Below are 22479 nucleotides of genomic sequence, written 5' to 3' on the forward strand. Positions count from 1 at the left end.
CCTGTGCCGATACCACCACTCCCTCAAAACCATGGGCGCCTGGCATCCGACCATGCTCGCCGGCGCCATCGAATACTGGCAATCGAACTCCGGCAGCACCGCGGTCACACTGCCTGGAAACACCATCGGGACAACCGACCTCACCGGCCACACACTCACCCCACACATCCCACGCAAACGCCGACCCAAGCACACCACCGAACCTGACACAGCGCAGGCCGACTCCGAACAGAAAGAAGACCAAGACAAGGAGCCAACGACCACCACCGCGACGATCACTGCTGCGCCCGGCGATACCGCGTCGACCACCAGGCCACGCCCCACACCGACCACCTGCTGGAGCATGAAATTGTCACCCGGCGAAAGGGCAGACGCCGACGACCCGGCACCCTACTGACGACGCCCAGGGCCGTCGAACATCTGCGAGACTCGATACATGGGACATATCGGACGCGAAGCGTCTTCGATGCTAGGTGAGGCAGGTATTCAGCTGAGCCCTGGGCTCACCGACGACGAATTCGCTTCGGTAGAGGAACGTTTCGGCTTCCAGTTCAACCCGGACCACCGCAGCCTTCTCGAAGAGGCTGTACCACTTGGTGATCAGTGGCCCGATTGGCGCAACGAAGACGACAACCCGATTCGACGTCAACTGGATTGGGTCGCCGAAGGATTCATCTTCGATGCACTCAACCAGAGTCCACCGTTCTGGGGCGCTTCCTGGGGCCCGATGCCGTCCGATCCGGACGAGGTAGCCACGGCCGTGCGACGTGAATTGGCGTCGTGGCCTCGTCTTGTACCGATCTTCGGACACCGGTACACGCCTGCAGCACCTGCGCCTTCGGGTTCTCCGGTGTTCTCCGTGTGGCAGACCGACATCATCTACTACGGCGCGAATCTCATCCATTATCTGGTCAACGAGCTGCCTCCGGGGAAAGGGATCAAGGAACACGTGCCCATCAAGGTGAAAGTACCGATCTGGTCGCGATTCGTGGAGTCATCGAATTCCGCAGAGTCGATCTGATCGCGGACAAGCCCGAGACGCGTGCAACCCGCATGCAACTGGACGCCGGGTACGTTCGAGGCCGACCAGGAGGCAGACATGACCGAACCAGTTACGTTGCGCCAGCTCACCGGACTTCCCGACGCCCCAGCCGCGCTCGGCGACTCCACTCTCGTGATGATCGACTGTCAGAACACGTACACCGAGGGTGTCCTCGAACTCGACGGAGTTCAGCCCGCATTGGACGCCGCCGCGACCCTGCTCGACCGTGCGAGAACCGCAGGCACACCGATCGTGCACATCATGCACGACGCGGGCGTCGGAACTCCGTACGACGTCAGCGCTCGGATCGGCCAGATCGTCGACCGCGTCGCACCTCGGGGTGACGAGAAGGTCATCGTGAAGAACTTCCCGAACTCCTTCGTCGGCACCGAACTCGACGAGACACTGAAGGCTCTCGGACATGACAAGTTGCTGCTGGCCGGCTTCATGACGCACATGTGCATCAACTCCAGCGCACGTGGTGCCTTCAGCCTCGGGTATCAGCCGACGGTCGTCGCCAGCGCAACTGCAACGAGACGGCTGCCCGACGCGGATGCCAGCGCATTGCAGGTAGCCAGCCTCGCGGCCATCTCGGATCTCTTCGGCGTCGTAGCTCCCGATGTCGCGGCGATTCCTGACTGACTTGTTCTGACTCCTAATCCGACCACGCCGAGTGCCAGTACTCGGCCGATTCGGATGTCTGCTTGACGACCCGGTCCGGAGCTATTGCCGCAGGCCAGATTTGAAGCAGATACTTGTCCGGCCCGTCGCCGGTGTCCAGCCCTCGACCAGCGTCCATGCCGTGGGCGCTGTAGCGCGCGCGATAGTCACCGGCAGCCAATTCGATTGGCTCACCTACGACATCGCCCTCCCACTCCACGATCGAGTAGTTGCTGGCTTCACCTACCGAGAACGACACCTCGACGACGTCCTCCCAACTGTCGTCGGCGGTGGGCTCGGTCGTGCGCACTTCGACTGTCAGACCCACACTTCCAGTGTGCAGACCCGTCAGCAGCGACAGAGCATGTTCGACGGCAGCTCCACACAACCCGTTGGACTGGCCTGCGAACGCAGCATTCAGGTCACCGTCCCCGCCGTCGAAATCCGTGCTGTGGACGTAGAACTGGCCGTAGTGGACGTCGATGCGCCCGTCGAACACAACGTTGGATGAACCCATAGCCGAGATAGTACGTTGCCCGTCAGTCCCAATTCGGAGGCCAATTTCCCGGGTCGTCGGGCACTGCATCGATCCGACTGTCCGCAACGATCCGATCGATCGCCTCCCCAACTGCTCCCACCGTCGCAAAGTGCGGATCGACATCGTTGGTGACGCACCACGCGCGGTCGGCGGGCCAGATGAACGCCGGATCAGGCGAATCTCCGTAATGCCAGCGCGCGGGATCGTCGCTGCTCCAGTCCGCGTAGTCCGCGAGAGTGCCGCGGAACAGAAAGTAGTCACGATCAGGAATCTTGAAGTTCGGCCGGGAATCGATTGTGATGCTGCCCCATCCGTCCCACATGCAGAAATACACTTCGCCGGGCGTGGTCGTGTACTCGGCGAGAATATCGAGTGCGACGCCGACCTGCCCCAACTCCGACAGTTCCTTGTGCTCGAACTCGACCTCGTTCGTCTTCTGCCCGATGAAGTCCGGGTCGGGGATGAACCTCACCCGCGCGTACTTCTGGAATCCGACCGGCCCTCGAACCGCCAGTTGATACCACGGAAGATTCTGCTCGACAAGCCAATTCGCCGAGGACGCGTCGCCACACAGCTCGAAACTCATTCTGGCACCGACGATTCACTCACTCGCAGGCCGGGAGTCGTTGCTATGTCGGTCAATTGTTTCACGGTGAACACGTTGTCGGCGTTCACATCGATACGACTGCCGTCCGGTACGTACGCAATCACGCGCTCTCCGGAGATATCCAGCACGGTCCCGTCGCTGAGGCTCCGTCGTTCGTCCACGTACCCGGCGAAACACGGTCCGGCAGGTTCGTCGGACTGCCACACGCGGACGGTCAGCTGTCCCGAATTTCCGTTCACCGACACCGTTCCGTGTGCTGTGGCGTCACTGTCGAAAGACAAAGGCGGTTCGACGACGGCATCAGCCGGCAACGCCCCGGCCAACGCGTCGGACATCGCTGTCGCTTTTTCTTCTGAGAACCACAGATCATCGTAGGAATCTGCACCGACGAATGCATAGTTGATGCGCTGCATATCCTCTGGCTGGACCACCTCGTCGCAACCGGGGATCGTGATCGCCTCGGACTGCGGGTCGTTCAAAAGCCCTGCGACGACGGTTCCCGCCGCGACGATCCCGACGATAACTGCAGCCGTCGACCATGCAGATCCTCGAGCGTGCGTACGAGCGGTGTTCACGCGACTACCGTAAACCCAGTGGTTTGTTCTTCAGCGCCCCAGCTCGACACGCCCTACAGTTACGTCCATGAGGACTGGTTGGTCGGCCGCCTCTCGCGAGACGCGGATCAAGTTGCAATGGGTTTCACTCGTGGTCGGCGTTGCGCTGTCCATAGTGGCGATCTACGACATCAGCCAAGGGCAGCACAGCACGAGTGTCTGGATCGCGATCGTTTGTTGGCCGCTGGTCAGCGTTCTCTCGGTCGTGCAGTTGATCCGACTTCGCCAGTAGGACAATCGGATCTTCGGTGACTCGTTCCAGACGACTGTGGATCTCCGGCGCGGTCGTGATTGTGGTCGCGCTCGTCGTCGGATTCGGCGGTTACGACAGATAGTGGACCACAAGGTATGTTGTCGGGGTCAGCAATAGTCGAGTAGGCAGCGGGACCGCACATGCCGAACAGATCGTCCGCCATCATCGGCAGCCTGCTGGTGATGGCATTCGCCTCCGCTTGCACTATCGGCACAGGAGATTCGCCGTCTGTCGAAGCCCGGTACCCCGTTCCCACCACCCCGAACAGCGACGGCCAGGGAACGTTCGTGAAGTTCGAGTCCGGCCTGTCCGGTTCGGGAGCCCTTGCTGCGGACAAATATTCGAAATGCAGAGCCAATTCCGAAGGATCCCGCGCTTTCCGCGCTGCGACCAGCGACTTCGCCCCGTTCGACCGAGGTAGTGCAAGTCCCGGTACGGATTTCGATCTGGAAGTGCTCCTGAACCCCTCTTCTGTACGGAATGCGGCAGGCGAGCGCACCGACTACCTACTGCTGAAGTTCGTCGACCGGGATGGAATCCACCACACACTGACAGTCCTCGACCGTCTGGAAATCCAGGTCGCGAACGACGGCATAGGCTTCTCGGCGACAAGTCACGAAGTCGAACCCGAATCGCCCGTGCCGATCTCGTTCACTGGATTCGTCAAATGCACAGAGGTCGAGGACGTTTCGGGCCCGATCTGAGCATGCCCTAGGGGTGTTCCAAGCATGCCGACGCCACGGATCGGGCGAGTGTGCGATCCCTCTCCCGGACGAGGGAGCGTGGGCGCATGGTGTACAGCACTCACGCCCACGGCACGCGCCGGTCCCACCACGGAAACCCGCCGGGCGCATCGACTTCCACTGTCGCCAGACGATACCTCGCGTCGAGGCGCGCGACCTCCACTGCGAGGCGGTGAGTCCGACGGCTGTTCCGCCGTATCAGTGATTCGAGTCGATCTCGGCACCCGTACCCCATGAAGGCGCCATCGCACGCCGGACATCCTGTCATGAGACTTGAGGGCGCCACTCGATTATCGAGTGCATTCCTTGGCCTTCGCCCGGTAAGCGCTCGGCGTTCGACGAATTCGACGCGCTTACGCCATTGTGCGAGAAGGAGGATGGCTCCGCCGTCCCGCCGAGGGCGACGCGGTCTGTGCCGGTTCACCGGCTGAAAGGGACCGTAGCCCTTTCGAAAGCAAGTGTCATCGTGAGTGTCATGACGGAGACACGGCCCGGTGAGGAGGATCTACTACTCGGACGAGAGTACACCCAGCTCCCGCCGACGCAAGAGAATGAGACCGACAACCGCCGCCACTACCGACAGCACGGAAACCCCCGTCGACGTCCAGACCCATGTGCTCGGCGAGTAGCTCGGTTCGATCGAGGTCAGCGGCGTGTATGCCGTCCAACCGAATTCGACGACGATCGGAACCGTCACCACGATCGGCGTCGTCGCAGCCATCGCAGCCACCGGCGCCTCCGTGGGGAGCAGCGACGCGAACGCCACCCCGACAGCCACAGGCAGCACGACGGCCGTCGCAACCGTGGTGATCACATCGAGCGGTGGGGCCGTGAATATCCCGGTCGCGGCGACGACCGCAAGAATCCCGAAGGCCGCCAACGGCATCCGCCGCCACAGACCGATCCCGAAGCCCACCAACACAAGTGCAACGAACATGATCGCCGACGACCAGCCGAACGTCCCGGCACCCGCAGCAGAAATGAACGCCAGCGCGGCCAGGAGAACAGAACCGGTCGCTGCAGGTAGAGCCAACGCCGCGCCGACGAGCAGTGGAATGACGAAAATGCCTATCACCCAACGATTCTGCATGACACCGCCCGACCCCAACGAGCTCAGCGCGCGATCGAACGACCAGTACAGCACCAGACCGACTAGAGGAATGACGATGCCCACCAACAACATTCGAAGCCGATTCGACGCCATCCTCACCTGCCCGAACGCCGACACCCCCACCGACGCAACCAGCAACACCGCCAGCACACCCACCGCGATCCAGAAGTAGGACTGAGGCGCCGTCGATGCCAGGTAGTCGCGATAGCGAATAGGCCCGCTGACGATCAGGTCGGCCAGCATGGCACCACTCAGCACACCGGAGATCAACGAACACTGCGCTGTTCGACGGCCGTCCGAGCTGGTCAACGCGGCAGCACCGCCGAGGATCAGGCCGGCGGCGAATGCTCGCGGATGCAGCACCCACGAAACAGTCAACACCGCCATGACGCCCAGCAGTAGAATTCCGCACCCCATTGCAACGAGCGCCCACCGCGTACGCGTCAGCGACAGCGCCGCCACCACAGCCACGATGCTGCCGAGCGTCGCCGCAGATGCTGCGCTGTCGAAGAAGATATCGAGGCGGTCGCCGCCCGAGACGAACGCGAAATCGCGCGGCACGGACGTGGTCAGTGCGATCGCCGCAACGAAGGCCGCCGCGAACACGGTGAGTAGGGCGAGCACTCGTCGGGCAAAGTTACTGGACACGCTGACCAGCATAAGGTGCAGGTACGTACACGAGAGGCAAGCGTCTTGTAACAGCAATCCCGTCGAAACCGACCCATCGGTGTGAAGACTATCCGGTTCTCCCTCACCGCCCTCGCGATCTGCGCCGCCGCTACGTTGGCTTCGAATTCCACAGCGTCGGCCGAGGTAGTCGACCTGACAATCGTGCCGGGATTGAGTGCCGGACCCACCACACCCTTCGGCGTCGGGTGTACGTATCTTGTGGTGGCCCGCACCGAGAATCTGGCGGAACCACGCACTGACATCGTCGACTACACCAACGAATCAGTCATGTTCCCAGAGGAATTGGCGTGGAACTTCGACCCGTATTTCAGTACACCGGTCGTTCTCGGACACAAGGTCACGCTGTGGACCCCCACCGCTCCGGGTGAACACTCCTTGATGGCCTACCAGACGTCGGCAGGTGGGCCGATCCAGACGGTCACCGTCAATCCGGCGACACCCATTGGCCCAGCGTGCATTGTCGCTCCCTAAAGGGGACCGAACATCGTTCGGAAAGAATGCGACTCGATGGAGAATTCGTCGAGCATCTCCTGATGCTCGAATAAATCCTCATTCGGAATCTTGATTCTCATCCAATACGTCGGTTGAGGATTACTGGAACCGCTGAGCATTTCCGCCTGGACAGAAACCCCTGACCATAGATCACCCCCGACTATCCGTCCAGCGCGTTATCCACAGCCCGAAAGTTATCCACAGATTCGACATTGGGGCTACCGAAACCCTCCGAGCCTCTGCACGATTCATCGCATGCAACCTGACACATCCGGATTCATCACCCGTGCTGCAGCGTTGGAAGCCGGCTACACCGACAACGAGTTAGCTCGCATGTGCAGAGACGGCCTCCTCCACAAGGTGGCGCCCGGTTTGTTCGTTCCCGCTGAGACCTTCACCCCACTGGACGAGCGCGGTCGACACGTCGTTCGCGCGCACGCTCTGACGCGGCGGCACAAGTCGGGCGTCGTCAGCCACCAATCTGCAGCAGCAGTGCACGGGCTCGACCTGTGGGACACCGATCTGACTCGCGTTCATCTGACTGTGCCTCGGGCCACCGGGGGAAGCCGAAAGACGGATCGGCATATCCACTGCCGACACAACATCCAAGCCATCCAGGTCAAAGGCATTCCAACATCATCACCTGCGGACACTGTCGTCGATTGTGCACGGACCCTCGATCTGGACCATGCCGTCGTCATCGGGGACTCTGCTCTCCGCAAGACGTCGCTTATCAAGCCCCAGCTCGTCGACCGTCTGGACGGCGCGGCCGGTATGACAGGCATCGATGCCGCCAAGCGGGCCGTCGACCTGATGGACGGGTTGAGTGAGAGTCCAGGCGAGTCACTGAGTCGCCTAAGGTTCCTTCAGCATGGTATTCCGATGCCGGTGTTGCAACATTCGTTTCCGGAGTTTCGCGTACGCGTCGATTTCTATTGGCCCAAGTACCGAATCATCGGCGAGTTCGATGGAATGACCAAGTACAAAGGCTCAGGCGCGGCCTACGCCGAGGAGAAGGACCGAGAAGACGCTCTTCGCTCGCGAGGCTTCTTGTTCATCCGCTGGAGGTGGCCGCACCTTGCGACTTTCCACCGAGTAGTCGAGATGTTCCGCCGCGCCGTCGAGACAGCGTCGAGACGATGAAATCCTCACGCCGCCTGATAATCCTCATCCAATGTTTCGAAGGAGGACCGAGAATCCGAGTGAGGATTCAGGGCTTCGGATCACCGTCGACCGAGCATCCGGCGTAACGTCCGACAGCATGGTTCACGTGTACGGCCCGACGGTCGACGACCAGACCCGGTGCATCCATTACTCGACGGACCTCGACGTCGTTGCGATGGAGTTCCACTGCTGCAGCAAGTTCTACCCCTGCTACCTGTGCCACGACGAGTCCGAGGATCACCCGCGCACGATGTGGCCACGCGACAGCTTCGACTCACCCGCTGTTCTGTGCGGCGTCTGTATCACCCAGATCAGCATTGCGGACTACTTGAACGTCACCGAGTGTCCGCAGTGCTCGGCTGCGTTCAATCCCGGGTGCAGGCTCCACAGCCACCTCTATTTCGACACGTCCACGACGTAGTGGCGCTTCGCGGAAGCGTCACGCGATGCACCTTCGATCAGCGTGTGCGGATTCAGCAAGCCAATCGTTCCGCGAACGCGAAACCTCGGGTTGCTAGATTCGGGACATGCCCGAGCGAATCGAGAACGAGTCCACCCGTGTCGCGAAGTTGCTCGACGCGCAGGCAAAAGCCGTCGAACTGTTCGACGCGATCACCGAGCGCGGCCTGATTCGGCCGGGTGCGCAGGAGAAACAGGTCAGCAACGAGATCAGGGATCTGGCCTCGGAGATGTTCGGCACCACCAAGTTCTGGCACAAACGCATCGTCCGCAGCGGGATCAACACGTTGCAGCCGTATCGCGAGAACCCTCCGAACCGCACGATCGCCGACGACGACATCGTCTTCTGCGACTTCGGGCCCATCTTCGAACAGTGGGAGGCGGACTTCGGCCGCACGTTCGTGCTCGGCGAGGACCCGATCAAACACCGATTGCGCGACGCGTTACCGACGGTGTTCGACGCAGGCCGCGCCCACTTCGAGGCGCATCCAGACATCACCGGAGACCAGCTCTATGCCCGGGTCGTCGAGCTCGCCGAAGAAGCCGGGTGGGAGTTCGGGGGCTCGATCGCCGGCCACCTCGTCGGCGAATTCCCGCACGAGAAGATCGCCGGCGAGGAAATCGGCTCCTACATCGCACCCGGCAGCGACCAGCAGATGCGCCGCGACGACCGGTCCGGACGCCGATGCCACTGGATCCTCGAGATTCACCTCGTGGACCGCCGACGCGGAATCGGCGGGTTCCACGAGGAACTGCTGGACCTCTGAAGTTATTCGACGCCGATGGTCACTTCGGTCGACTTCACGAATGCCGTTGCAGCCTGGCCGACTTCGAGGCCGAGCTCCACAGCTGCCTCCTTGGTGATCGAGGAGGTGACGGTCTGCTCTCCACCGTCGAGCTTGATCTTCACCGTCGCCATCACACTTCCGAGCGTGACTTCGGTGATGACACCGGTCAGCTGATTACGGGTCGAAAGGCGCATGTCAGAGTCCTTTGGTTCGAAGAAATTGATGTACGACGGTAGCAACCGAAATCAGTCCGCATCAAAAGGTTCCGGCAATGCGTATGGACGGCATAGATGCCACCGTATTTTCGGATACACAATCTTCGCCGCACCATCCTTTACCCTGTGACCAGCGACCGAGACGACGGAGGAACCCGATGACGAGCACCGACCGCACACCGAGGATCGTCGTGGTGACAGGTGCCGGATCCGGGCTCGGACGCGCCATGGCAACGGCGTTGCTCGACGTGGGTGACTACGTAGTTCTGGCCGGTCGCAATCGGGACAAGCTCGACGCGACGGCGGACGGGTACGACCGGGCGGTCGTGACACCTGCCGACGTCTCGTCGCCGGAATCGGTGCGCGATCTGTTCGATTCGGTGGCAACACGATTCGGCCGCCTCGATGTTCTCGTGAACAACGCAGGCACGTTCGGGCCGTCGGGCAGCGTAGACACTGTCGACCCGCAGGCCTGGAGCGAGACTGTCGCGGCGAATCTCACCGGAGTATTCCTCTGCGCCCGCGAGGCGGTGCGAATGATGAAAGCGCAGAGTCCGCGTGGAGGCCGAATCATCAACAATGGGTCATTGTCCGCACACACTCCCCGGCCCCACAGCGTCGCGTACACCGCAACGAAGCATGGAGTATCCGGACTGACGAAATCCATCGCGTTGGATGGGCGTGACTTCGACATCTGTTGCACCCAAATCGATATCGGCAACGCAGCAACCGACATGACTGCTGGCATCGGCCACGCCGCCGCCCAGGCCGACGGTTCGACTCGCGCGGAACCGACATTCGATCCACGACATGTGGCCGACACGATCGTCCACCTCGTCGGACTTCCACTGGACGTCAACGTCCCCACCCTCACGATCATGGCCAACCGCATGCCGTACGTGGGGCGAGGCTGATACCTAGCGCGACTCCGCCCTCAGACGCTGATGAGAGCCGAAACTTTCCTGTCGCGCCCGATACCGAATACAGCAAGTCCTCGCTCGGACACACAGCTGGCGAAGCTACCCTCCCGAATTAGAACCAGCGTGAACGATACCCTCGTCCACCCGGGTTCCCCCTGGTCAACCCGGTCTCAGCCCTCGCAACCCTTGCGCCGACACCACCGCGAGCCCCTCGATCGCCGCTACCCTCTGACTCCATGAGCAGAGCGATCGACGTCGACACCCTCCGAGCATGGCTCGCCGATGATGCTGAATTGGCGGTCCTGGATATTCGTCCGGCCGAGGAGGTCGGGTATGCGTCTCCTCTGTTCGCGACGAACCTCCCGGTTGACCGCGCGCTCGCCGAGATCGACAGGTTCATCCCGCGCAGTTCGGTGCGGACAGTGCTCGTCGACGGAGACGACGGCGCAGCGGACACTCTTGCGGCTCAGCTCGACACTGCCGGGCGTACAGACGTTTTCACGCTGACCGGTGGAATCGCCGAGTGGACCAAGAACCCCGACGCGGAACAGCCCACATTCGACATACCCGGCCGCGACTTCTCGCTGAAGATCCGCGACGAGCGCGACACTCCCTCGGTGTCCGCCGCCGAACTGAAGGCGTTGAAAGACAACGGCGCCGACGTCGTCGTCCTCGACACCAGAACTCTCCCCGAATTCGAGAAGGGCCACGTGCCCGGAGCTGTTGCCGTGCCGGGCGCCGAGCTACTGCTTCGGTTCGCCGATGTGGTCCCGTCGCCGGACACGCACGTCGTCGTCTCGTGCGCGGGATTGCCCCGCGCCATCATCGGCGCGCAGACACTGATCGATTCCGGTGTGGCCAACAAGGTTTCGTACCTGTACGACGGAACCAAGGCATGGACGAACGAGAAGTTCGATCTCGAAGTCGGCGCCACTGCCACCTACGGACCGGTGGACGACGAGGGACGCAAGCTCGCCAGCGAGCGCGTCGACACCATCGCTGCGGACGACAGCTTTCCACGTATCGACATCGACACTGCACATGAATGGGCACTTGATCCGCAGCGCACCACCTACCTTCTCGACGTCCGCACACCAGAGGAATTCGAGCGATCGCATCTCGATGGTTCGATCAACGCCGAAGGTGGTCAATTGCTGGGAGTCTCGCATCGCACCATCGCCGTGCGGGGTGCTCGCGTCGTGTTGATCGACGACGAAACCGGCGCACGTGCTGCCGTCGTCGCACATTGGTTGCAGCGACGCGGATTCGAGATCGCTTTACTCACACACGATTTCGCCTGACAACCGGAAGAGGATCACGACCATCGCATTCTCGGTCGATACCACCAGTGCCGACGCGGTCGACGCTGCCGACTCGATTCCAGTCGTCGCACGCGCGCGTGACTTTGCGCGAAACGAACTTGCTCCGAACGCTTTACGCACCGATAGCGACGGTGTGAGCGCGGAGACCGTCGACCGCCTCCGCGAGCTCGGGTTGCTCAACGCGCATGCACCGACAGCATTCGGCGGTGCACAGGTGGACAAGGCGGGTGAGCGTGCGATCCACGAGCACATCGCGCACGGCGACTTCAACACCTGGCTCGTGTGGGCTCAGCACAGCGGGTTGGTGACGCAGTACGCAGAGCACGCCAAGTCCGGACAGCCCGTCGGCGAGACAGGTGAACGAGTTCTGCGCGGCGAAATCCTCACCGGCACAGCGATCAGCGACGTCAGGCACTACCCCGAACGCTACATCTCGGCGACGGCGGTTGCCGGTGGATGGGCGATCGACGGAACGGTGTCGTGGGTCAGTGGTTGGGGCGTCAACGAATTCCTGACGGTCGCAGCGATCGATCCAGCTACCGAAACGCGTCTGTTGGTTCTCGTCGACGTCACCGACACGCGCGTCAAGGCGGAAAAGCTGCCGCTGGTCGTGGCGACCGGGAGCAGAACGTGGCGGGTGACGTTCGACGCCGTGTTCGTCCCCGAATCCGACGTCGTCACACGCGGTCCCATCTCCGACTGGGATACCAAGGACCGCAACATCATCAGCGATGTGCGCGCTCAGGCATTCGGGGTCGCCCGCGCCATATTCGACGAGCTGAGAGCGTCGAGCAACCCCAAAGCCGTTGCGGTACAGAGTGCGTGGGAGCCACGATTCGCGCACTACCGCGCGTCGGCCTACGGACTCAGCGACAGAGCGGGAGCCGACCCCAAGGGGCCGCAGTACTTCGAGGAACGGCTGGCACTCAAAGTGGAGACTCTCCGTTCGCTCAGCGAGATCTCGCGGGCACTCGTCATCTCGCGTGCCGGATCCGGGATCGTCGGGACCGACACCGCCCAGCTGCACGCGAGGTCGGTGTTGTTCCTGCAGATCCAGAGCCAGAACTCGGAGTCCCGGGCAGCGCAGCTCGAGGACATCGCAGCCCTCGCCCTCAGGTGACCGAAGGTTGCCCTCGCTCACTCTGAGTGACCGAGGGGCGCCCCCGGTGCAGGGCATCAGCCAGGACGACTTCGCGACGACCATCCGCGTCCTCCAACGCACCATCGAGAACGTCGGCGGCGACGCCTGGCACTAGCAGCACTGAGCCAGCTGAATAGCCTTCTACTGTGCGCCCACTCCTGCTAATCATGACGGTCAGACCTGCCCTGCACAGTCTGGGCTTCCGCCTGACGCGTGAGGAGCGTTGATGGTCGTCGTACGCACGGTGTGGCTGCTGCTGGCCGTTGCTGGAGTCGCCTCTGCCGTGATGGCCGCGGATTCACCGATGATGACGGTCTCGTTGTCGTGCTCCAAGATCGGCGAGCTGTCCGCCGAAGGCGCCACCTGCGACGACCGCATCATCGACGTACTCGGCGTGCAGCCGTTGCTGATTCTCGGAGCGTCGCTCGCCGCACCACCTCTGGTCGCCGCACTCGCCATGCGCCGGTGGGTGTCGTGGCTGGCCGTCGTCGCACTGCTTGCGCTGGCATTCATCGGTCTCGCGAACTGGACCGGCTTCTGGCGAGAGCTCCTCGTGGCTCTACCCATGGCACTCGTCGGACTCGCTCTCGTCTACTTCCAGCGGGTCCGAACGCATGTCAGCTAGCCCCCGGTCTCAGGCTCCCAGCTTGGCCGCGATGTCATCGACGACCGGCGCGAAATTCTCCAAGTCGTCGGGCGACGGGTGTGCCGCTCCCTGCTCTGCCAGTCGGTCGAGCAGGCCCTCGCGCGTCAACACCACCACGACGTCGTTCTCGACGTGCTGCTCAGGGACGTCGAGAACGAGCTGACCTTCCTGGAGGATCAGCCGTGCGTTGGGAGCGCTGTCGTACAACGCCTGCAAACTGTCGGCGGTCTGCGACATCAGAAGGCGCTGCCGCTGGGGAGGAGTGAGCCGAGATCAGGAAAAAGCCCTGGCTCGACAGTGACGACGGTCGACTCCTGTTGCACCGTGAACGGCGTCCACGGGAAGGTGCCCAGATATCCCTCGAGGCCCGGGTAGTCGGAGATCCACGCGAACGCAGGCTCGACGTCCTGAGTCCCGCACGACGCAAGAACGACGTAACTGCCGGCAGGAACGTTCACCACGGTTTGCGCGCTGACTCCCGGCTGCCCTGCGTTGCCTGACGCGTACAGGGTCTGGCCGTTGCCGATGACCTGATCCACCGGCGGTAGTACTCCGCCTGGCGCGGGTGCGAGGGAGGTGCTGCAGTTGAGCGGAAGGCCTGAGTTGTTGGTGATCGTATTGGTCACCGAGGATCCCTCGACCGCGAAGGCGTATGTCACATCGGTGGGCTCCGCGGCGGATGCTGTTGCGGGAACTGCCAGCATCAGTGGTGTGCACGCTGCGGCGCCGATCAGAACACGAGCCAGTGGTCGCATGTGAATCCTCTTCGGTGAGTAGGACTTATCGGAACGATTGCTTTCACCGAAAAGAGCGGACCGAAACCTTTCGAGCCAATGGTCGAAAACTACTCACGAATTGGGTGATTCACCTGTTCGGGGATTTCGTCACCGCACCAGCCGCCCGAGAGTCGAACTCGCCGCCGCAATTCCGAGCACGGCTGCCGCGAGCAGCACACCGAAATCGAGTGCCAAATTCGACGGGATCCCGACGAGCAGATCCCGCAGCGCGTTCACTTCGTAGCTCAACGGATTCACGTAACTGATGACCTTCAGCCAACCGGGCATGACGTCGATCGGATACAGAGCATTCGATGCGAAGAACAACGGCATCGTGATTGCCTGCCCAATTCCCATCAACCGATCACGCTTGCGCACGAGTCCGGCGAGCGTCATCGACAGGCACGAGAAGAACACCGCACCGAGAATTACGACGACGAACGCACCCAGAATCTTCAGCGGATTCACCGTCAGTGAGATTTGCATGATGTACGACAACACGACGACGATGAGCACCTGCGCTACCGATCTGACCCCTGCCGCAAAGGCTTTCGCGGTGATGAGCGCCGATCGAGGCGTCGGGGTGACCAGGAGCTTGTTCAGGATGCCCGCGTCACGATCCCAGATGATCTGAATTCCGTAGAAGATCGAGATGAACAGGGCGGACTGGGCAATGATTCCGGGAGCCAGGAACGCCAGATAGGACACCGAACCGGTGTCGATGACGTGCAGCTTGCTGAACGTCGTCCCGAAGATGATCAGCCACAGTGCGGGTTGTATTGCGCGCGTGATCAGTTCGCTACGATCATGGCCCAGCTTCTGCAGCTCCACGAGCGAGAAAGCACCGATGCGCGACGCCAGAACGGTCAGCTTCCGTACGCCTCTCGGCGCACGTAAGTACGTCTCGTCAGGCCGTGCGGCGACTGCTTCGGACATTGCGCATCCCTCCCTCGTTCTGTTCGGCGAGATCGGCTCCCGCGTAGTGTCGGAAGACATCCTCGAGCGAGGCGTCGACGCCCAACTCGCGCTTCAGATCTGCGGGCGCTCCGACGGCCTGCAGCCTTCCTCGATGCATCAGCGCGACGCGATCGCACAGCACGTCGGCCTCCTCCATGTAGTGCGTCGTGAGAAGCACTGTCATGCCGTACTTTTCACGCATCTGCGCGACGACCTCCCACACACTGTCGCGTGCGATGGGGTCGAGCCCGACGGTCGGCTCGTCCAAGACCAGCAGCGCGGGCCGGTTGACGAGAGCCTGAGCCAACTCGAGGCGTCGCACCATCCCGCCCGAGTAGGTGGACGCCATCCGATCCGCGACATCGAGCAGATCCATCGACTCGAGAGCCTGGTCGACGCGTTGGGCGCGCTCACGCCTCGGGACGTCGAACAGTCGCGCGAACCAGGCGACGTTCTGGCGACCCGTCAACGTCGATTCGATCGACAGCTGTTGCGGCACATAGCCGATGTTGTAGCGCACATCCATCGCGTGCGACGAGATGTCGAGGCCGAAGATCTTCACCGAGCCCTGCTGGATCGGCGTCAGGGTGTTGAGAACCCTGATCGTGGTCGTCTTGCCGGCTCCGTTGGGGCCGAGAAGCGCGAATGCCTCACCGGCTTCGATCGTCAGCGACAGGTCGTCGACCGCCGCGAAATCCCCGTACCGGTGCGTCAACCCGACGCATTCGACGGCGGGTGGATGCTCGATTGTCATGCTATGCCCTCGATTTCACGTTCATGGAGAAGATCGGTCAGGGTTTCGAGAACGTCGAGGCCCGCGATCAGGGTGTGCCGTTCCTCGGATGTCAACTGCTGCAACACCTCGCCGATCAGCTGGTGCCGCCTGGACCTCGATCGGTCCGCTGCCTCCTGGGCCTCGGGTGTGAGCGCGAGCCGGCCGATGCGACGGTCGTCGGGATCAGGCGTGCGTTGCAAGAGGTCACGAGTTGCCAACTGCGATACAAGAGTCGACGCAGTGTTCGCGGCAAGGCCCAGCTCGAACGCCGCATCGCCTACGGATGTCCCTGGACGCCGCCCGACGAGCCTGAGGAGTTCGGCCTGCGACTCGGTCAGCCGTTTGTCCTCGAACGAGCGGCCGGCTACTCGGCGCAGCTGACGTCGAAATCGCCCGACGCGAACGAACAGATCGCCGGGCAGTAGCTCCTCGGCAGGCTGTTCCCCGGGCAGCTGTTCATCGAAAGATCCCACCTTCCGACAGTACCTCTGAAACAGAGGTATTGCATTTAGTACCCGACGACCCGATCGAGCCACTCCACCAGCAACGTGCGTTCCGCATCGGTCAGCGATTCGAGATCGTCGACGACCGCTCGAAACGCAACCGTCGCCGCCACCGGCCCATTCCGCTCCGACTCGGGCGCTTCGACCAGGATGCGGCCGAGCACCGCGTCGAACAAGTCGTCGGCCAAAGCCGTGTCCGAACCGCCGGACGGGGCTGCGAGAAGCGCGAGAACGGCCCCGGTTCCCGCTGCGTGAACCAGGTCGACGGCACGCTGCTCACTGACAGCGAGCCTCCCGGCCCGCGCGATGCGTCGCACACGTTCTGCCAGCACAGCCGCCCCAGCCCGAGCCGCCGGTGAGCTGCGGCCGCGAATCGGATCACTCATCAACGTGAACAACGTGGGATTGGCGAGCCCGAACTCGATCTGACTGCGCCACCCCGCCCGGAGATCGTCGACAGCATCACCTCCACCGGCGATCTCGGCCTGCGCAGACGCCTCTTTCGCGGACACGTGTGTCGCGAAGACGTGTTCTGCAATGGAGTCGAGTAGCCCGTCCTTGTCGCCGAACAGGCGATAGATGGTCGGCGCCTGGACGCCGGCGGCCTCGGCGACACCGCGGGTCGTCACCGCCGCAGGTCCGTGTTCCTTCAGAAGTGACGCGGCGGCGTCGACGATTGCCAGCCGGGCACCTTCCCGGGAGTTCGACTCACTCATGGATCAACGATAACGCATTGTTGTTATCGAACAATATCGGTGATACCGTCGAAATGATTCCATTGATAACAGGTAAGGAACGTCCATGATCGTGATCACCGGTGCAACCGGAGCGCTCAACGGCGCGACCGTCGACCGTCTGCTCGACCTCGTTCCCGCCAGGAATATCGCCGTCGCCGTCCGCGACGCGCAACGCGCACAGCGCTTTGCTGACCTGGGCATCGAGGTACGCCGGGGTGACTACGCGGATCCAGCGTCACTGCCCGCCGCGTTCGAGGGCGCCGACCAACTGCTGCTCGTGTCGTCGAACGACCCGGCAGCCGACGCCGTGGCTCTACATCGCACCGCCATCGAGGCAGCCGCAACAGCCGGAGTAGGCCGCATTCTGTACACCAGTCACCAAGGTGCAGGGCTGGACAGCCCCTTCCGGCCGGGGCAGATCCACGCAGCAACGGAACAGATACTCGCCGACTCCGGGATTCGATGGACCTCGCTGCGCAATGGGTTCTACGCCCACAGCCTGGACTGGCTACTCGGCGACTGGCGAGAAAGCGGCGTCATCTCGGTCCCCGTCGACGGTCCCGTGTCCTGGACCGCCCGCGCCGACGCGGCCCACGGCGCCGCCGTCATCCTGGCGTCGGAAGGTCAGTACGACGGTCCGACCACTCTGACTGCAAGCGCTGCACCGATTTTCGCGGACATCGCCGACATCGCATCGAACGTCACCGGTCGAAGGATCGAGACGGTCGTCGTCGGCGAAGACGCATGGCTTGCGAATCGGATCGCGGCCGGACAGCCGGAAACCATGGCTCGATTCACGCTCGGCATGTTCCAGGCTGCGGGCGAAGGGTGGTTCCGCGGTGTAGATCCTTTGCTGGCCACGTTGATCGGGCATGAACCGAGTACGGTCGCCGACGTCCTGTCAGGGGTTCCATCAACTCACTAAAATCCATTTCCTTAGAGCCGCAACGAGTTCTGCCTGCGAGTCACCGGCCCACGCCACGTGACCGTCGGGGCGAAACAGGACCGCGGGCGCGTCGAGATCGGGGCTGGTATCGACGACATGCCCGACGCGTCCCTGCCACTCACCCACCGACAGCCGACCGGTCCGATCGAGGAGCAGCCACTGGCCGTCGTGCATCAGGTCGTAGAGGCTGCCGCGGCTCAACGCGATGTTCCGCAGCCGGCGTCCCACAAGGTCGTGACCTCCGCCGAGGTCGTACCGGACCGAGATCGCAGTGATCTTTTCGACAAGGAAACGGTTGACGTCGTCGAAGTCCATCAGCTGCGAGAACAGTCGTCGTACCGCTTGCGCTTTCGGTTCCGTGGAGATCAGCACCGCCTGCGCACGGGTGTTGTCGAGGACATCGGCAGCGACGGGCCGCCGCTCGGACTCGTAGGTGTCCAGCAGGCTTTCGGGTGCCGATCCGTCGATCGCAGCCGCGAGCTTCCACCCGAGGTTGAACGCATCCTGCACCCCCAGATTGAGGCCCTGCCCGCCCATCGGTGGATGGATGTGCGCGGCATCGCCCGCCAGGAAGACCCGACCATGACGGTAGTGTTCGGCGAGACGTGTCGCGTCACCGAAGCGCGACAACCATCGCGGAGAGTGCACACCGAAGTCGGTGCCCGCGACGGCGACGAGCTGCCGCTTGATGTCGTCGAGAGTAGTTGTCACACTTCGGTCGTCGACCACGCTCGCTGCGGGTACGACCACTCGGTGCGCGCCGTTTCCCGCCGGTCCGATTCCGAATCGCTTCTGCGTCAGTCGAATTTCGGCGACTTTGGCGGCCAGTTCGTCGGCCGGCATGGTCACGTCCATCTCGCCGATCAGCGTATCGGCCGTCGACGGGTCACCGGGGAAGTCGATACCGACGAGCTTGCGCACGGTGCTGCGGCCACCATCGCACCCGACGAGATATCGCGCGTCGAGTGTTGTGCCGTCGGACAATTGGGCTGTGACTCGGTCATCGTCTTGCTGGACGTCGACCACCTGTTTGCCGCGCCGGAGGTCGGCGCCCACCTTGACTGCGTGATCGGCGAGGATGGCGTCGATCTCGGGCTGCGGTATGCCGAGGACATAGCCGTGTTCCGTATCCAGTTGACTCGGTGCAGGTTTCGCGATCCCCGCGAAAAATCCGTGCAGCGGATACTGCTTGCCCCTCTCGAGAAATCGGTCCAGCAGACCGCGCTGCTCCATGATCTCGATCGTCCGTACATGGATGCCGAGAGCACGAACGAACGACGTCGGTTCCTCGTCTCGATCCAGCACGACGACGTCGACTCCGTGCAGCCGCAGCTCACCGGCCAGCATCAACCCTGTCGGTCCAGCTCCGACCACTATGACGTCATGCATGCGGACGAGTCTGCATCACCACCGGGCCCTTGCCGCAAGACCAGGTCCACGCGTTATGGTGAAGGTGGCAGAGACTCAGGCGTCCTCGAGCCGGATTCCCTTGGTCTCGCGCATGAACACACAGGCCAGGCCGGTCAGAACGCACAGGACCATGATGTAGACGCCGAACGCCCACCCGATCTCGAGGTTGATCAGCAGCTGATTCAGGTACGGCGCGGTACCACCGAAGATCGCGACCGAGAGCGAATACGCGAACCCGATCGACTGGGTACGCAGCTGAGTCGGGAAGCTCTCGGACAGCGTCGCCGACAACACGGACGCAGGAATCGACACGATGAGCAGTGCCACGGTGGTCGAGACCAGCAGAGTCCAGCCGGCATCGGTGATCATCATCGTCAGCGGCACCTGGAGGGCGAAGAGCAGGACTGCGAACGCGAACAACATCGGACGACGGCCGATCCTGTCGGACAGCAGGCCCCAGAACGGCAAGGACACAAGCGCAATCGACTGCGCGACGACGAGCATCCAGTACGCGACGTCGGGATCCATCCCCTTCTGCGTGATCGCGAACGTCGAGATGTACGACGTCCAGGTGTAGTGCGCGGCAGTGATTCCCGACGTCATGCAGATCATCAGCAACACTGCACGAACGATGGTGCGACGCGGGATCTTCACCTGTTCGGGTGCAGCGGCTTGGTCGTCGAACACCTCGCTCTCTTCCATGCTGCGTCGCAGATAGAGCGCAACCAGCGCGAGCACGGCTCCGATCAGGAACGGAATACGCCAACCCCACTGGCCGACAGCACTTTCCGACAGGGTCGACGTGATCGCGCCACCGATCGTGTACGCGAGAACGGAACCACCGAAGATCGCGATGAACGCGACGCTGCCCCACATGCCACGCCGGTGTGGCGGCGCGATCTCGCTGACGTAGGAGTACGCCGTCGCCGATTCACCGCCATGCGCGAAGCCCTGCACCATGCGGGCACCGAGCAGGATGATCGATGCCCACACGCCCACCGACTCGTACGTCGGCATGACGCCGATGATCAGGCTGCCTCCTGCCATCATCAGCATCGTGCAGATCAGCACGAACTTTCGGCCGCGCCGGTCGGCGATACGCCCGAAGATGATGCCGCCGAGAGGGCGCATCAGAAAGCCGACCGCGAACACCGCGAGGGTGGACAGCAGTGCCGAAACGGGATTGTCGCTGTTGAACACGACCGCCGCGATGAACGGCGCGAACACCGCGTAGACGCTCCACTCGTACCATTCGAGGACATTGCCGACGGCACTTGCGAAGAGGGACTTACGTTTTGCCCGCATCGTCAGGGCTGGGGCTGTGGCTGTGGTCGAGTTGGTCATCGTGTGGCCTCTGCTTCCGGGTCGCGCAGTGCGGTGCGTCGGATCTTGCCGGTCTGGGTCTTGGGGAGTTCGTCGACGATATGGACGGTCTTGGGTCGTTTGTAGGCAGCGAGCCTGTCGCCGACGAAGCTGATCAGTTCCTGTTCGGTGACGTCGGCACCGCGAACGAGTGAGACGTACGCGACGACCGATTCACCCTGATACTCATCGGGTGTGCCGACTACACCAGCTTCGTTGACCAGTGGGTGTTCGTGCAGTGCACCTTCGACTTCGCGCGGCCACACCTTGTACCCCGACACGTTGATCTGATCCTTGAGTCGGTCGACGAGGTAGATCCATCCGTCCTGATCGCGGATCGCTACGTCGCCGGAGCGCAATCGACCGTCGGGAAAGGTCGTGGCAGTCGCTTCGGGCTTCTGCCAGTAACCGGAGACCACCTGTGGCCCAGCGATTTCCAGCTCACCCTGGGTTCCGTCGGGCAGCGGTGTGCCGTCGATGTCGACGACGCGAATCTCGGCGTGCGGCAGTGCGATTCCGATCGACAGCGCGCCACTTTCCTGGTCGACGGGTGCGCGACGGCCGGGCGGGACGGCGATGACACCCGACGAGGTCTCCGTCATCCCGTAGGCGTTGTGGATGTAGTGGCCGAACTTCTTCTCGAACTTCTCGACGGACGCCGGCGGGATCGGCGCACCTCCGGAATAGAGAGCCTTGATCGACGAAAAGTGTTGTGCAGTAGCGCTCGGCGAGTTGTAGAGCGCATTGAAGACGGTGATCGAACCGATGGTGTAAGTGACGCGGTGTTCTGCGAACGCGTCGAGTGTGACGTCGGGCGAGAATCGGTTGGCGAACACGAGAGTGCAATCGCGGATCAGCGCGATCGCGGCGTTGATGACGGCACCGGTGATGTGGAACAGCGGCGCGACCGCAAGCACTACGTCGCCGTCGTCGACGTGCGCGAACTCGCCGAACGACGTCGCTACGGCCAGAACATTCGCGTGAGAGTTCAACGCGCCCTTGGGCGGTCCGGTGGTTCCCGACGTATAGGCGAGGATGGCTGTGTCGTCGTCGGCGATTCTCGTTTTCTCGGGCTTCTTGCCGCGGAACTGCTCGACGAGCTGGAGAAGGTCGTCGACCCCGTCGTGGCGCCGGCGGTCTCCGTTCTTGAACACGCGCGGGTCGTTGCGCGTCTGGTAGTCCAGGTCGCTGGTACTGATGGTCCAGCGAATCGAGCTGTCTCGCAGCGTCTCTGCGTTCTCCTCGACCGCAGAATCGGCGCAGATGATGCCGACGGCTCGGGCGTCGTCGACGAGGTGTCGTAGCTCTGCCTTGCGGTACATCGGGTTCAAGACGAGCGCCGCGGCTCCGAGCTTCCACAGCGCGAGGAATGCGAGTGCATACTGCGGAATGTTCTGGAGGTGGATGCCGACCCTGTCGCCGTGCCGGACGCCCTTGCTCTCCAGGGCTGCGGCGAGGGCGTCGGACAGCTCGTCGACTTCTGCGGCGCTCAGGATGCCGTCGAAGTACGCGATCGCTGGATGATCGGGGTGCGTTGCGACCCGCGTTGTCCAGGCGTCGACGAGTGTTGCCATTCGTGGCCCCTTCCGCTGTCACCGAGCGATCGCT

At 62.7% G+C, this 22479-nt stretch carries 27 protein-coding genes and 1 pseudogene; 14 read left to right on the forward strand and 14 right to left on the reverse strand.

The window, feature by feature from the left end:
- The 3 genes and pseudogenes from CHB96_RS30140 to CHB96_RS14385 form a co-directional block, all read left to right on the forward strand.
- Positions 1-397: pseudogene (locus CHB96_RS30140) on the forward strand (hypothetical protein); the annotation flags it as partial.
- 39 nt (positions 398-436) lie between these two features.
- The gene (locus CHB96_RS14380) at positions 437-1021 is read left to right on the forward strand and encodes a hypothetical protein (RefSeq protein ID WP_089247355.1); all 585 of its coding nucleotides are present in this window, start codon (positions 437-439) and stop codon (positions 1019-1021) included.
- A gap of 78 nt (positions 1022-1099) precedes the next feature.
- The gene (locus tag CHB96_RS14385; RefSeq protein WP_089247808.1) at positions 1100-1684 is read left to right on the forward strand and encodes a cysteine hydrolase family protein; all 585 of its coding nucleotides are present in this window, start codon (positions 1100-1102) and stop codon (positions 1682-1684) included.
- A gap of 13 nt (positions 1685-1697) precedes the next feature.
- Here the strand turns inward: CHB96_RS14385 and CHB96_RS14390 are convergent, their stop codons facing one another.
- Genes CHB96_RS14390 through CHB96_RS14400 form a run of 3 tightly spaced genes read right to left on the reverse strand, consistent with a single transcriptional unit; the run spans position 1698 to position 3422 of the window.
- A complete protein-coding gene (locus tag CHB96_RS14390; protein WP_089247357.1) occupies positions 1698-2219 on the reverse strand; it encodes a hypothetical protein in 522 nt (173 codons plus the stop codon).
- Between the two features lie 22 nt (positions 2220-2241).
- Positions 2242-2826 (reverse strand): hypothetical protein, encoded by a 585-nt coding sequence (locus CHB96_RS14395; protein WP_089247359.1) that lies wholly within the window; start codon positions 2824-2826, stop codon positions 2242-2244.
- Complete coding sequence (locus CHB96_RS14400) at positions 2823-3422, reverse strand: hypothetical protein (protein WP_089247361.1); 600 nt, start codon at positions 3420-3422, stop codon at positions 2823-2825. The genes CHB96_RS14395 and CHB96_RS14400 overlap by 4 nt, the downstream gene beginning before the upstream one ends.
- 67 nt (positions 3423-3489) lie before the next feature.
- Here CHB96_RS14400 and CHB96_RS14405 point away from each other — a divergent pair, with 67 nt between their 5' ends.
- Positions 3490-3693 carry a hypothetical protein gene (locus tag CHB96_RS14405; RefSeq protein WP_089247363.1) on the forward strand — a complete coding sequence of 68 codons (204 nt, stop codon included), beginning with the start codon at positions 3490-3492 and terminating at the stop codon, positions 3691-3693.
- A 161-nt stretch (positions 3694-3854) separates the two neighbouring features.
- Positions 3855-4418, forward strand: coding sequence for a hypothetical protein (locus tag CHB96_RS14410; protein WP_089247365.1), 564 nt, complete (start codon positions 3855-3857; stop codon positions 4416-4418).
- Between the two features lie 547 nt (positions 4419-4965).
- On the opposite strand, the gene CHB96_RS14415 is transcribed toward CHB96_RS14410, so the two are convergent.
- Positions 4966-6216 carry a hypothetical protein gene (locus CHB96_RS14415; RefSeq protein ID WP_245865693.1) on the reverse strand — a complete coding sequence of 417 codons (1251 nt, stop codon included), beginning with the start codon at positions 6214-6216 and terminating at the stop codon, positions 4966-4968.
- A gap of 81 nt (positions 6217-6297) precedes the next feature.
- On the opposite strand from CHB96_RS14415, the gene CHB96_RS14420 reads away from it, so the two are divergent.
- The 4 genes from CHB96_RS14420 to CHB96_RS14435 all read left to right on the forward strand — a co-directional run bounded on the left by CHB96_RS14420 (position 6298) and on the right by CHB96_RS14435 (position 9140).
- The gene (locus tag CHB96_RS14420) at positions 6298-6729 is read left to right on the forward strand and encodes a hypothetical protein (RefSeq protein WP_245865696.1); all 432 of its coding nucleotides are present in this window, start codon (positions 6298-6300) and stop codon (positions 6727-6729) included.
- Positions 6730-7005: 276 nt separating this feature from the next.
- Positions 7006-7893 carry a hypothetical protein gene (locus tag CHB96_RS14425; protein WP_089247371.1) on the forward strand — a complete coding sequence of 296 codons (888 nt, stop codon included), beginning with the start codon at positions 7006-7008 and terminating at the stop codon, positions 7891-7893.
- 118 nt (positions 7894-8011) lie between these two features.
- Positions 8012-8335 (forward strand): CHY zinc finger protein, encoded by a 324-nt coding sequence (locus tag CHB96_RS14430; RefSeq protein ID WP_089247810.1) that lies wholly within the window; start codon positions 8012-8014, stop codon positions 8333-8335.
- Positions 8336-8441: 106 nt separating this feature from the next.
- Complete coding sequence (locus tag CHB96_RS14435) at positions 8442-9140, forward strand: M24 family metallopeptidase (protein ID WP_089247373.1); 699 nt, start codon at positions 8442-8444, stop codon at positions 9138-9140.
- A 2-nt stretch (positions 9141-9142) separates the two neighbouring features.
- On the opposite strand, the gene CHB96_RS14440 is transcribed toward CHB96_RS14435, so the two are convergent.
- Positions 9143-9355 (reverse strand): TOBE domain-containing protein, encoded by a 213-nt coding sequence (locus tag CHB96_RS14440; RefSeq protein ID WP_089247375.1) that lies wholly within the window; start codon positions 9353-9355, stop codon positions 9143-9145.
- A gap of 179 nt (positions 9356-9534) precedes the next feature.
- Here CHB96_RS14440 and CHB96_RS14445 point away from each other — a divergent pair, with 179 nt between their 5' ends.
- From CHB96_RS14445 to CHB96_RS14460, 4 genes are all read left to right on the forward strand, one after another.
- A complete protein-coding gene (locus tag CHB96_RS14445; RefSeq protein WP_089247377.1) occupies positions 9535-10290 on the forward strand; it encodes an SDR family oxidoreductase in 756 nt (251 codons plus the stop codon).
- A 242-nt stretch (positions 10291-10532) separates the two neighbouring features.
- Positions 10533-11597: a rhodanese-like domain-containing protein gene (locus CHB96_RS14450; RefSeq protein WP_089247379.1), complete on the forward strand. Its 1065-nt coding sequence runs from the start codon at positions 10533-10535 to the stop codon at positions 11595-11597.
- Positions 11524-12738, forward strand: coding sequence for an acyl-CoA dehydrogenase family protein (locus CHB96_RS14455; protein ID WP_089247381.1), 1215 nt, complete (start codon positions 11524-11526; stop codon positions 12736-12738). Before CHB96_RS14450 ends, CHB96_RS14455 begins: the two co-directional genes overlap by 74 nt.
- A 247-nt stretch (positions 12739-12985) precedes the next feature.
- Entirely contained in the window at positions 12986-13384 is a 399-nt protein-coding gene (locus CHB96_RS14460) for an ABC transporter permease (RefSeq protein ID WP_245865698.1), read from the forward strand.
- 9 nt (positions 13385-13393) lie between these two features.
- Here CHB96_RS14460 and CHB96_RS14465 read toward each other — a convergent pair whose 3' ends face one another.
- The 6 genes from CHB96_RS14465 to CHB96_RS14490 form a co-directional block, all read right to left on the reverse strand.
- Positions 13394-13642 carry a hypothetical protein gene (locus CHB96_RS14465; protein ID WP_089247383.1) on the reverse strand — a complete coding sequence of 83 codons (249 nt, stop codon included), beginning with the start codon at positions 13640-13642 and terminating at the stop codon, positions 13394-13396.
- The gene (locus CHB96_RS14470; protein ID WP_089247385.1) at positions 13642-14160 is read right to left on the reverse strand and encodes a hypothetical protein; all 519 of its coding nucleotides are present in this window, start codon (positions 14158-14160) and stop codon (positions 13642-13644) included. The genes CHB96_RS14465 and CHB96_RS14470 overlap by 1 nt, the downstream gene beginning before the upstream one ends.
- Before the next feature lie 129 nt (positions 14161-14289).
- Entirely contained in the window at positions 14290-15117 is an 828-nt protein-coding gene (locus tag CHB96_RS14475; protein WP_089247387.1) for an ABC transporter permease, read from the reverse strand.
- The gene (locus CHB96_RS14480) at positions 15089-15892 is read right to left on the reverse strand and encodes an ATP-binding cassette domain-containing protein (RefSeq protein WP_089247389.1); all 804 of its coding nucleotides are present in this window, start codon (positions 15890-15892) and stop codon (positions 15089-15091) included. The genes CHB96_RS14475 and CHB96_RS14480 overlap by 29 nt, the downstream gene beginning before the upstream one ends.
- Positions 15889-16335, reverse strand: a complete 447-nt coding sequence (locus tag CHB96_RS14485) for a MarR family winged helix-turn-helix transcriptional regulator (RefSeq protein ID WP_089247814.1) — start codon at positions 16333-16335, stop codon at positions 15889-15891. The genes CHB96_RS14480 and CHB96_RS14485 overlap by 4 nt, the downstream gene beginning before the upstream one ends.
- Before the next feature lie 86 nt (positions 16336-16421).
- Complete coding sequence (locus tag CHB96_RS14490; RefSeq protein ID WP_089247391.1) at positions 16422-17132, reverse strand: TetR/AcrR family transcriptional regulator; 711 nt, start codon at positions 17130-17132, stop codon at positions 16422-16424.
- A gap of 85 nt (positions 17133-17217) precedes the next feature.
- Here CHB96_RS14490 and CHB96_RS14495 point away from each other — a divergent pair, with 85 nt between their 5' ends.
- On the forward strand, positions 17218-18078 hold the full coding sequence (locus CHB96_RS14495) for an NAD(P)H-binding protein (RefSeq protein WP_089247393.1): 861 nt from the start codon (positions 17218-17220) through the stop codon (positions 18076-18078).
- Here the strand turns inward: CHB96_RS14495 and rox are convergent.
- The 3 genes from rox to CHB96_RS14510 form a co-directional block, all read right to left on the reverse strand.
- Positions 18067-19488, reverse strand: coding sequence for a rifampin monooxygenase (rox, locus tag CHB96_RS14500; RefSeq protein ID WP_089247395.1), 1422 nt, complete (start codon positions 19486-19488; stop codon positions 18067-18069). The genes CHB96_RS14495 and rox overlap by 12 nt on opposite strands.
- A gap of 75 nt (positions 19489-19563) precedes the next feature.
- On the reverse strand, positions 19564-20853 hold the full coding sequence (locus CHB96_RS14505; RefSeq protein WP_089247397.1) for an MFS transporter: 1290 nt from the start codon (positions 20851-20853) through the stop codon (positions 19564-19566).
- Positions 20850-22445, reverse strand: a complete 1596-nt coding sequence (locus tag CHB96_RS14510; RefSeq protein ID WP_089247399.1) for a class I adenylate-forming enzyme family protein — start codon at positions 22443-22445, stop codon at positions 20850-20852. The genes CHB96_RS14505 and CHB96_RS14510 overlap by 4 nt, the downstream gene beginning before the upstream one ends.
- Between the last annotated feature and the right edge of the window lie 34 nt (positions 22446-22479).

Origin of the sequence: Rhodococcoides kyotonense (assembly GCF_900188125.1) — a bacterium.
Taxonomy (GTDB): Bacteria; Actinomycetota; Actinomycetes; order Mycobacteriales; family Mycobacteriaceae; genus Rhodococcoides; species Rhodococcoides kyotonense.

Excerpts from the sequence above, each read along its gene's own strand:
- CHB96_RS14510 (WP_089247399.1), bottom strand. The coding sequence starts at position 22,445 with ATGGCAACACTCGTCGACGCCTGGACAACGCGGGTCGCAACGCACCCC.
- CHB96_RS14470 (WP_089247385.1), bottom strand. The coding sequence starts at position 14,160 with ATGCGACCACTGGCTCGTGTTCTGATCGGCGCCGCAGCGTGCACACCA.
- CHB96_RS14505 (WP_089247397.1), bottom strand. The coding sequence starts at position 20,853 with ATGACCAACTCGACCACAGCCACAGCCCCAGCCCTGACGATGCGGGCA.
- CHB96_RS14380 (WP_089247355.1), top strand. The coding sequence starts at position 437 with ATGGGACATATCGGACGCGAAGCGTCTTCGATGCTAGGTGAGGCAGGT.
- CHB96_RS14450 (WP_089247379.1), top strand. The coding sequence starts at position 10,533 with ATGAGCAGAGCGATCGACGTCGACACCCTCCGAGCATGGCTCGCCGAT.
- CHB96_RS14495 (WP_089247393.1), top strand. The coding sequence starts at position 17,218 with ATGATCGTGATCACCGGTGCAACCGGAGCGCTCAACGGCGCGACCGTC.
- CHB96_RS14445 (WP_089247377.1), top strand. The coding sequence starts at position 9,535 with ATGACGAGCACCGACCGCACACCGAGGATCGTCGTGGTGACAGGTGCC.
- CHB96_RS14395 (WP_089247359.1), bottom strand. The coding sequence starts at position 2,826 with ATGAGTTTCGAGCTGTGTGGCGACGCGTCCTCGGCGAATTGGCTTGTC.
- CHB96_RS14490 (WP_089247391.1), bottom strand. The coding sequence starts at position 17,132 with ATGAGTGAGTCGAACTCCCGGGAAGGTGCCCGGCTGGCAATCGTCGAC.
- CHB96_RS14410 (WP_089247365.1), top strand. The coding sequence starts at position 3,855 with ATGCCGAACAGATCGTCCGCCATCATCGGCAGCCTGCTGGTGATGGCA.
- CHB96_RS14385 (WP_089247808.1), top strand. The coding sequence starts at position 1,100 with ATGACCGAACCAGTTACGTTGCGCCAGCTCACCGGACTTCCCGACGCC.
- CHB96_RS14475 (WP_089247387.1), bottom strand. The coding sequence starts at position 15,117 with ATGTCCGAAGCAGTCGCCGCACGGCCTGACGAGACGTACTTACGTGCG.
- rox (WP_089247395.1), bottom strand. The coding sequence starts at position 19,488 with ATGCATGACGTCATAGTGGTCGGAGCTGGACCGACAGGGTTGATGCTG.
- CHB96_RS14390 (WP_089247357.1), bottom strand. The coding sequence starts at position 2,219 with ATGGGTTCATCCAACGTTGTGTTCGACGGGCGCATCGACGTCCACTAC.
- CHB96_RS14460 (WP_245865698.1), top strand. The coding sequence starts at position 12,986 with ATGGTCGTCGTACGCACGGTGTGGCTGCTGCTGGCCGTTGCTGGAGTC.
- CHB96_RS14425 (WP_089247371.1), top strand. The coding sequence starts at position 7,006 with ATGCAACCTGACACATCCGGATTCATCACCCGTGCTGCAGCGTTGGAA.
- CHB96_RS14430 (WP_089247810.1), top strand. The coding sequence starts at position 8,012 with ATGGTTCACGTGTACGGCCCGACGGTCGACGACCAGACCCGGTGCATC.
- CHB96_RS14435 (WP_089247373.1), top strand. The coding sequence starts at position 8,442 with ATGCCCGAGCGAATCGAGAACGAGTCCACCCGTGTCGCGAAGTTGCTC.
- CHB96_RS14440 (WP_089247375.1), bottom strand. The coding sequence starts at position 9,355 with ATGCGCCTTTCGACCCGTAATCAGCTGACCGGTGTCATCACCGAAGTC.
- CHB96_RS14405 (WP_089247363.1), top strand. The coding sequence starts at position 3,490 with ATGAGGACTGGTTGGTCGGCCGCCTCTCGCGAGACGCGGATCAAGTTG.
- CHB96_RS14480 (WP_089247389.1), bottom strand. The coding sequence starts at position 15,892 with ATGACAATCGAGCATCCACCCGCCGTCGAATGCGTCGGGTTGACGCAC.
- CHB96_RS14465 (WP_089247383.1), bottom strand. The coding sequence starts at position 13,642 with ATGTCGCAGACCGCCGACAGTTTGCAGGCGTTGTACGACAGCGCTCCC.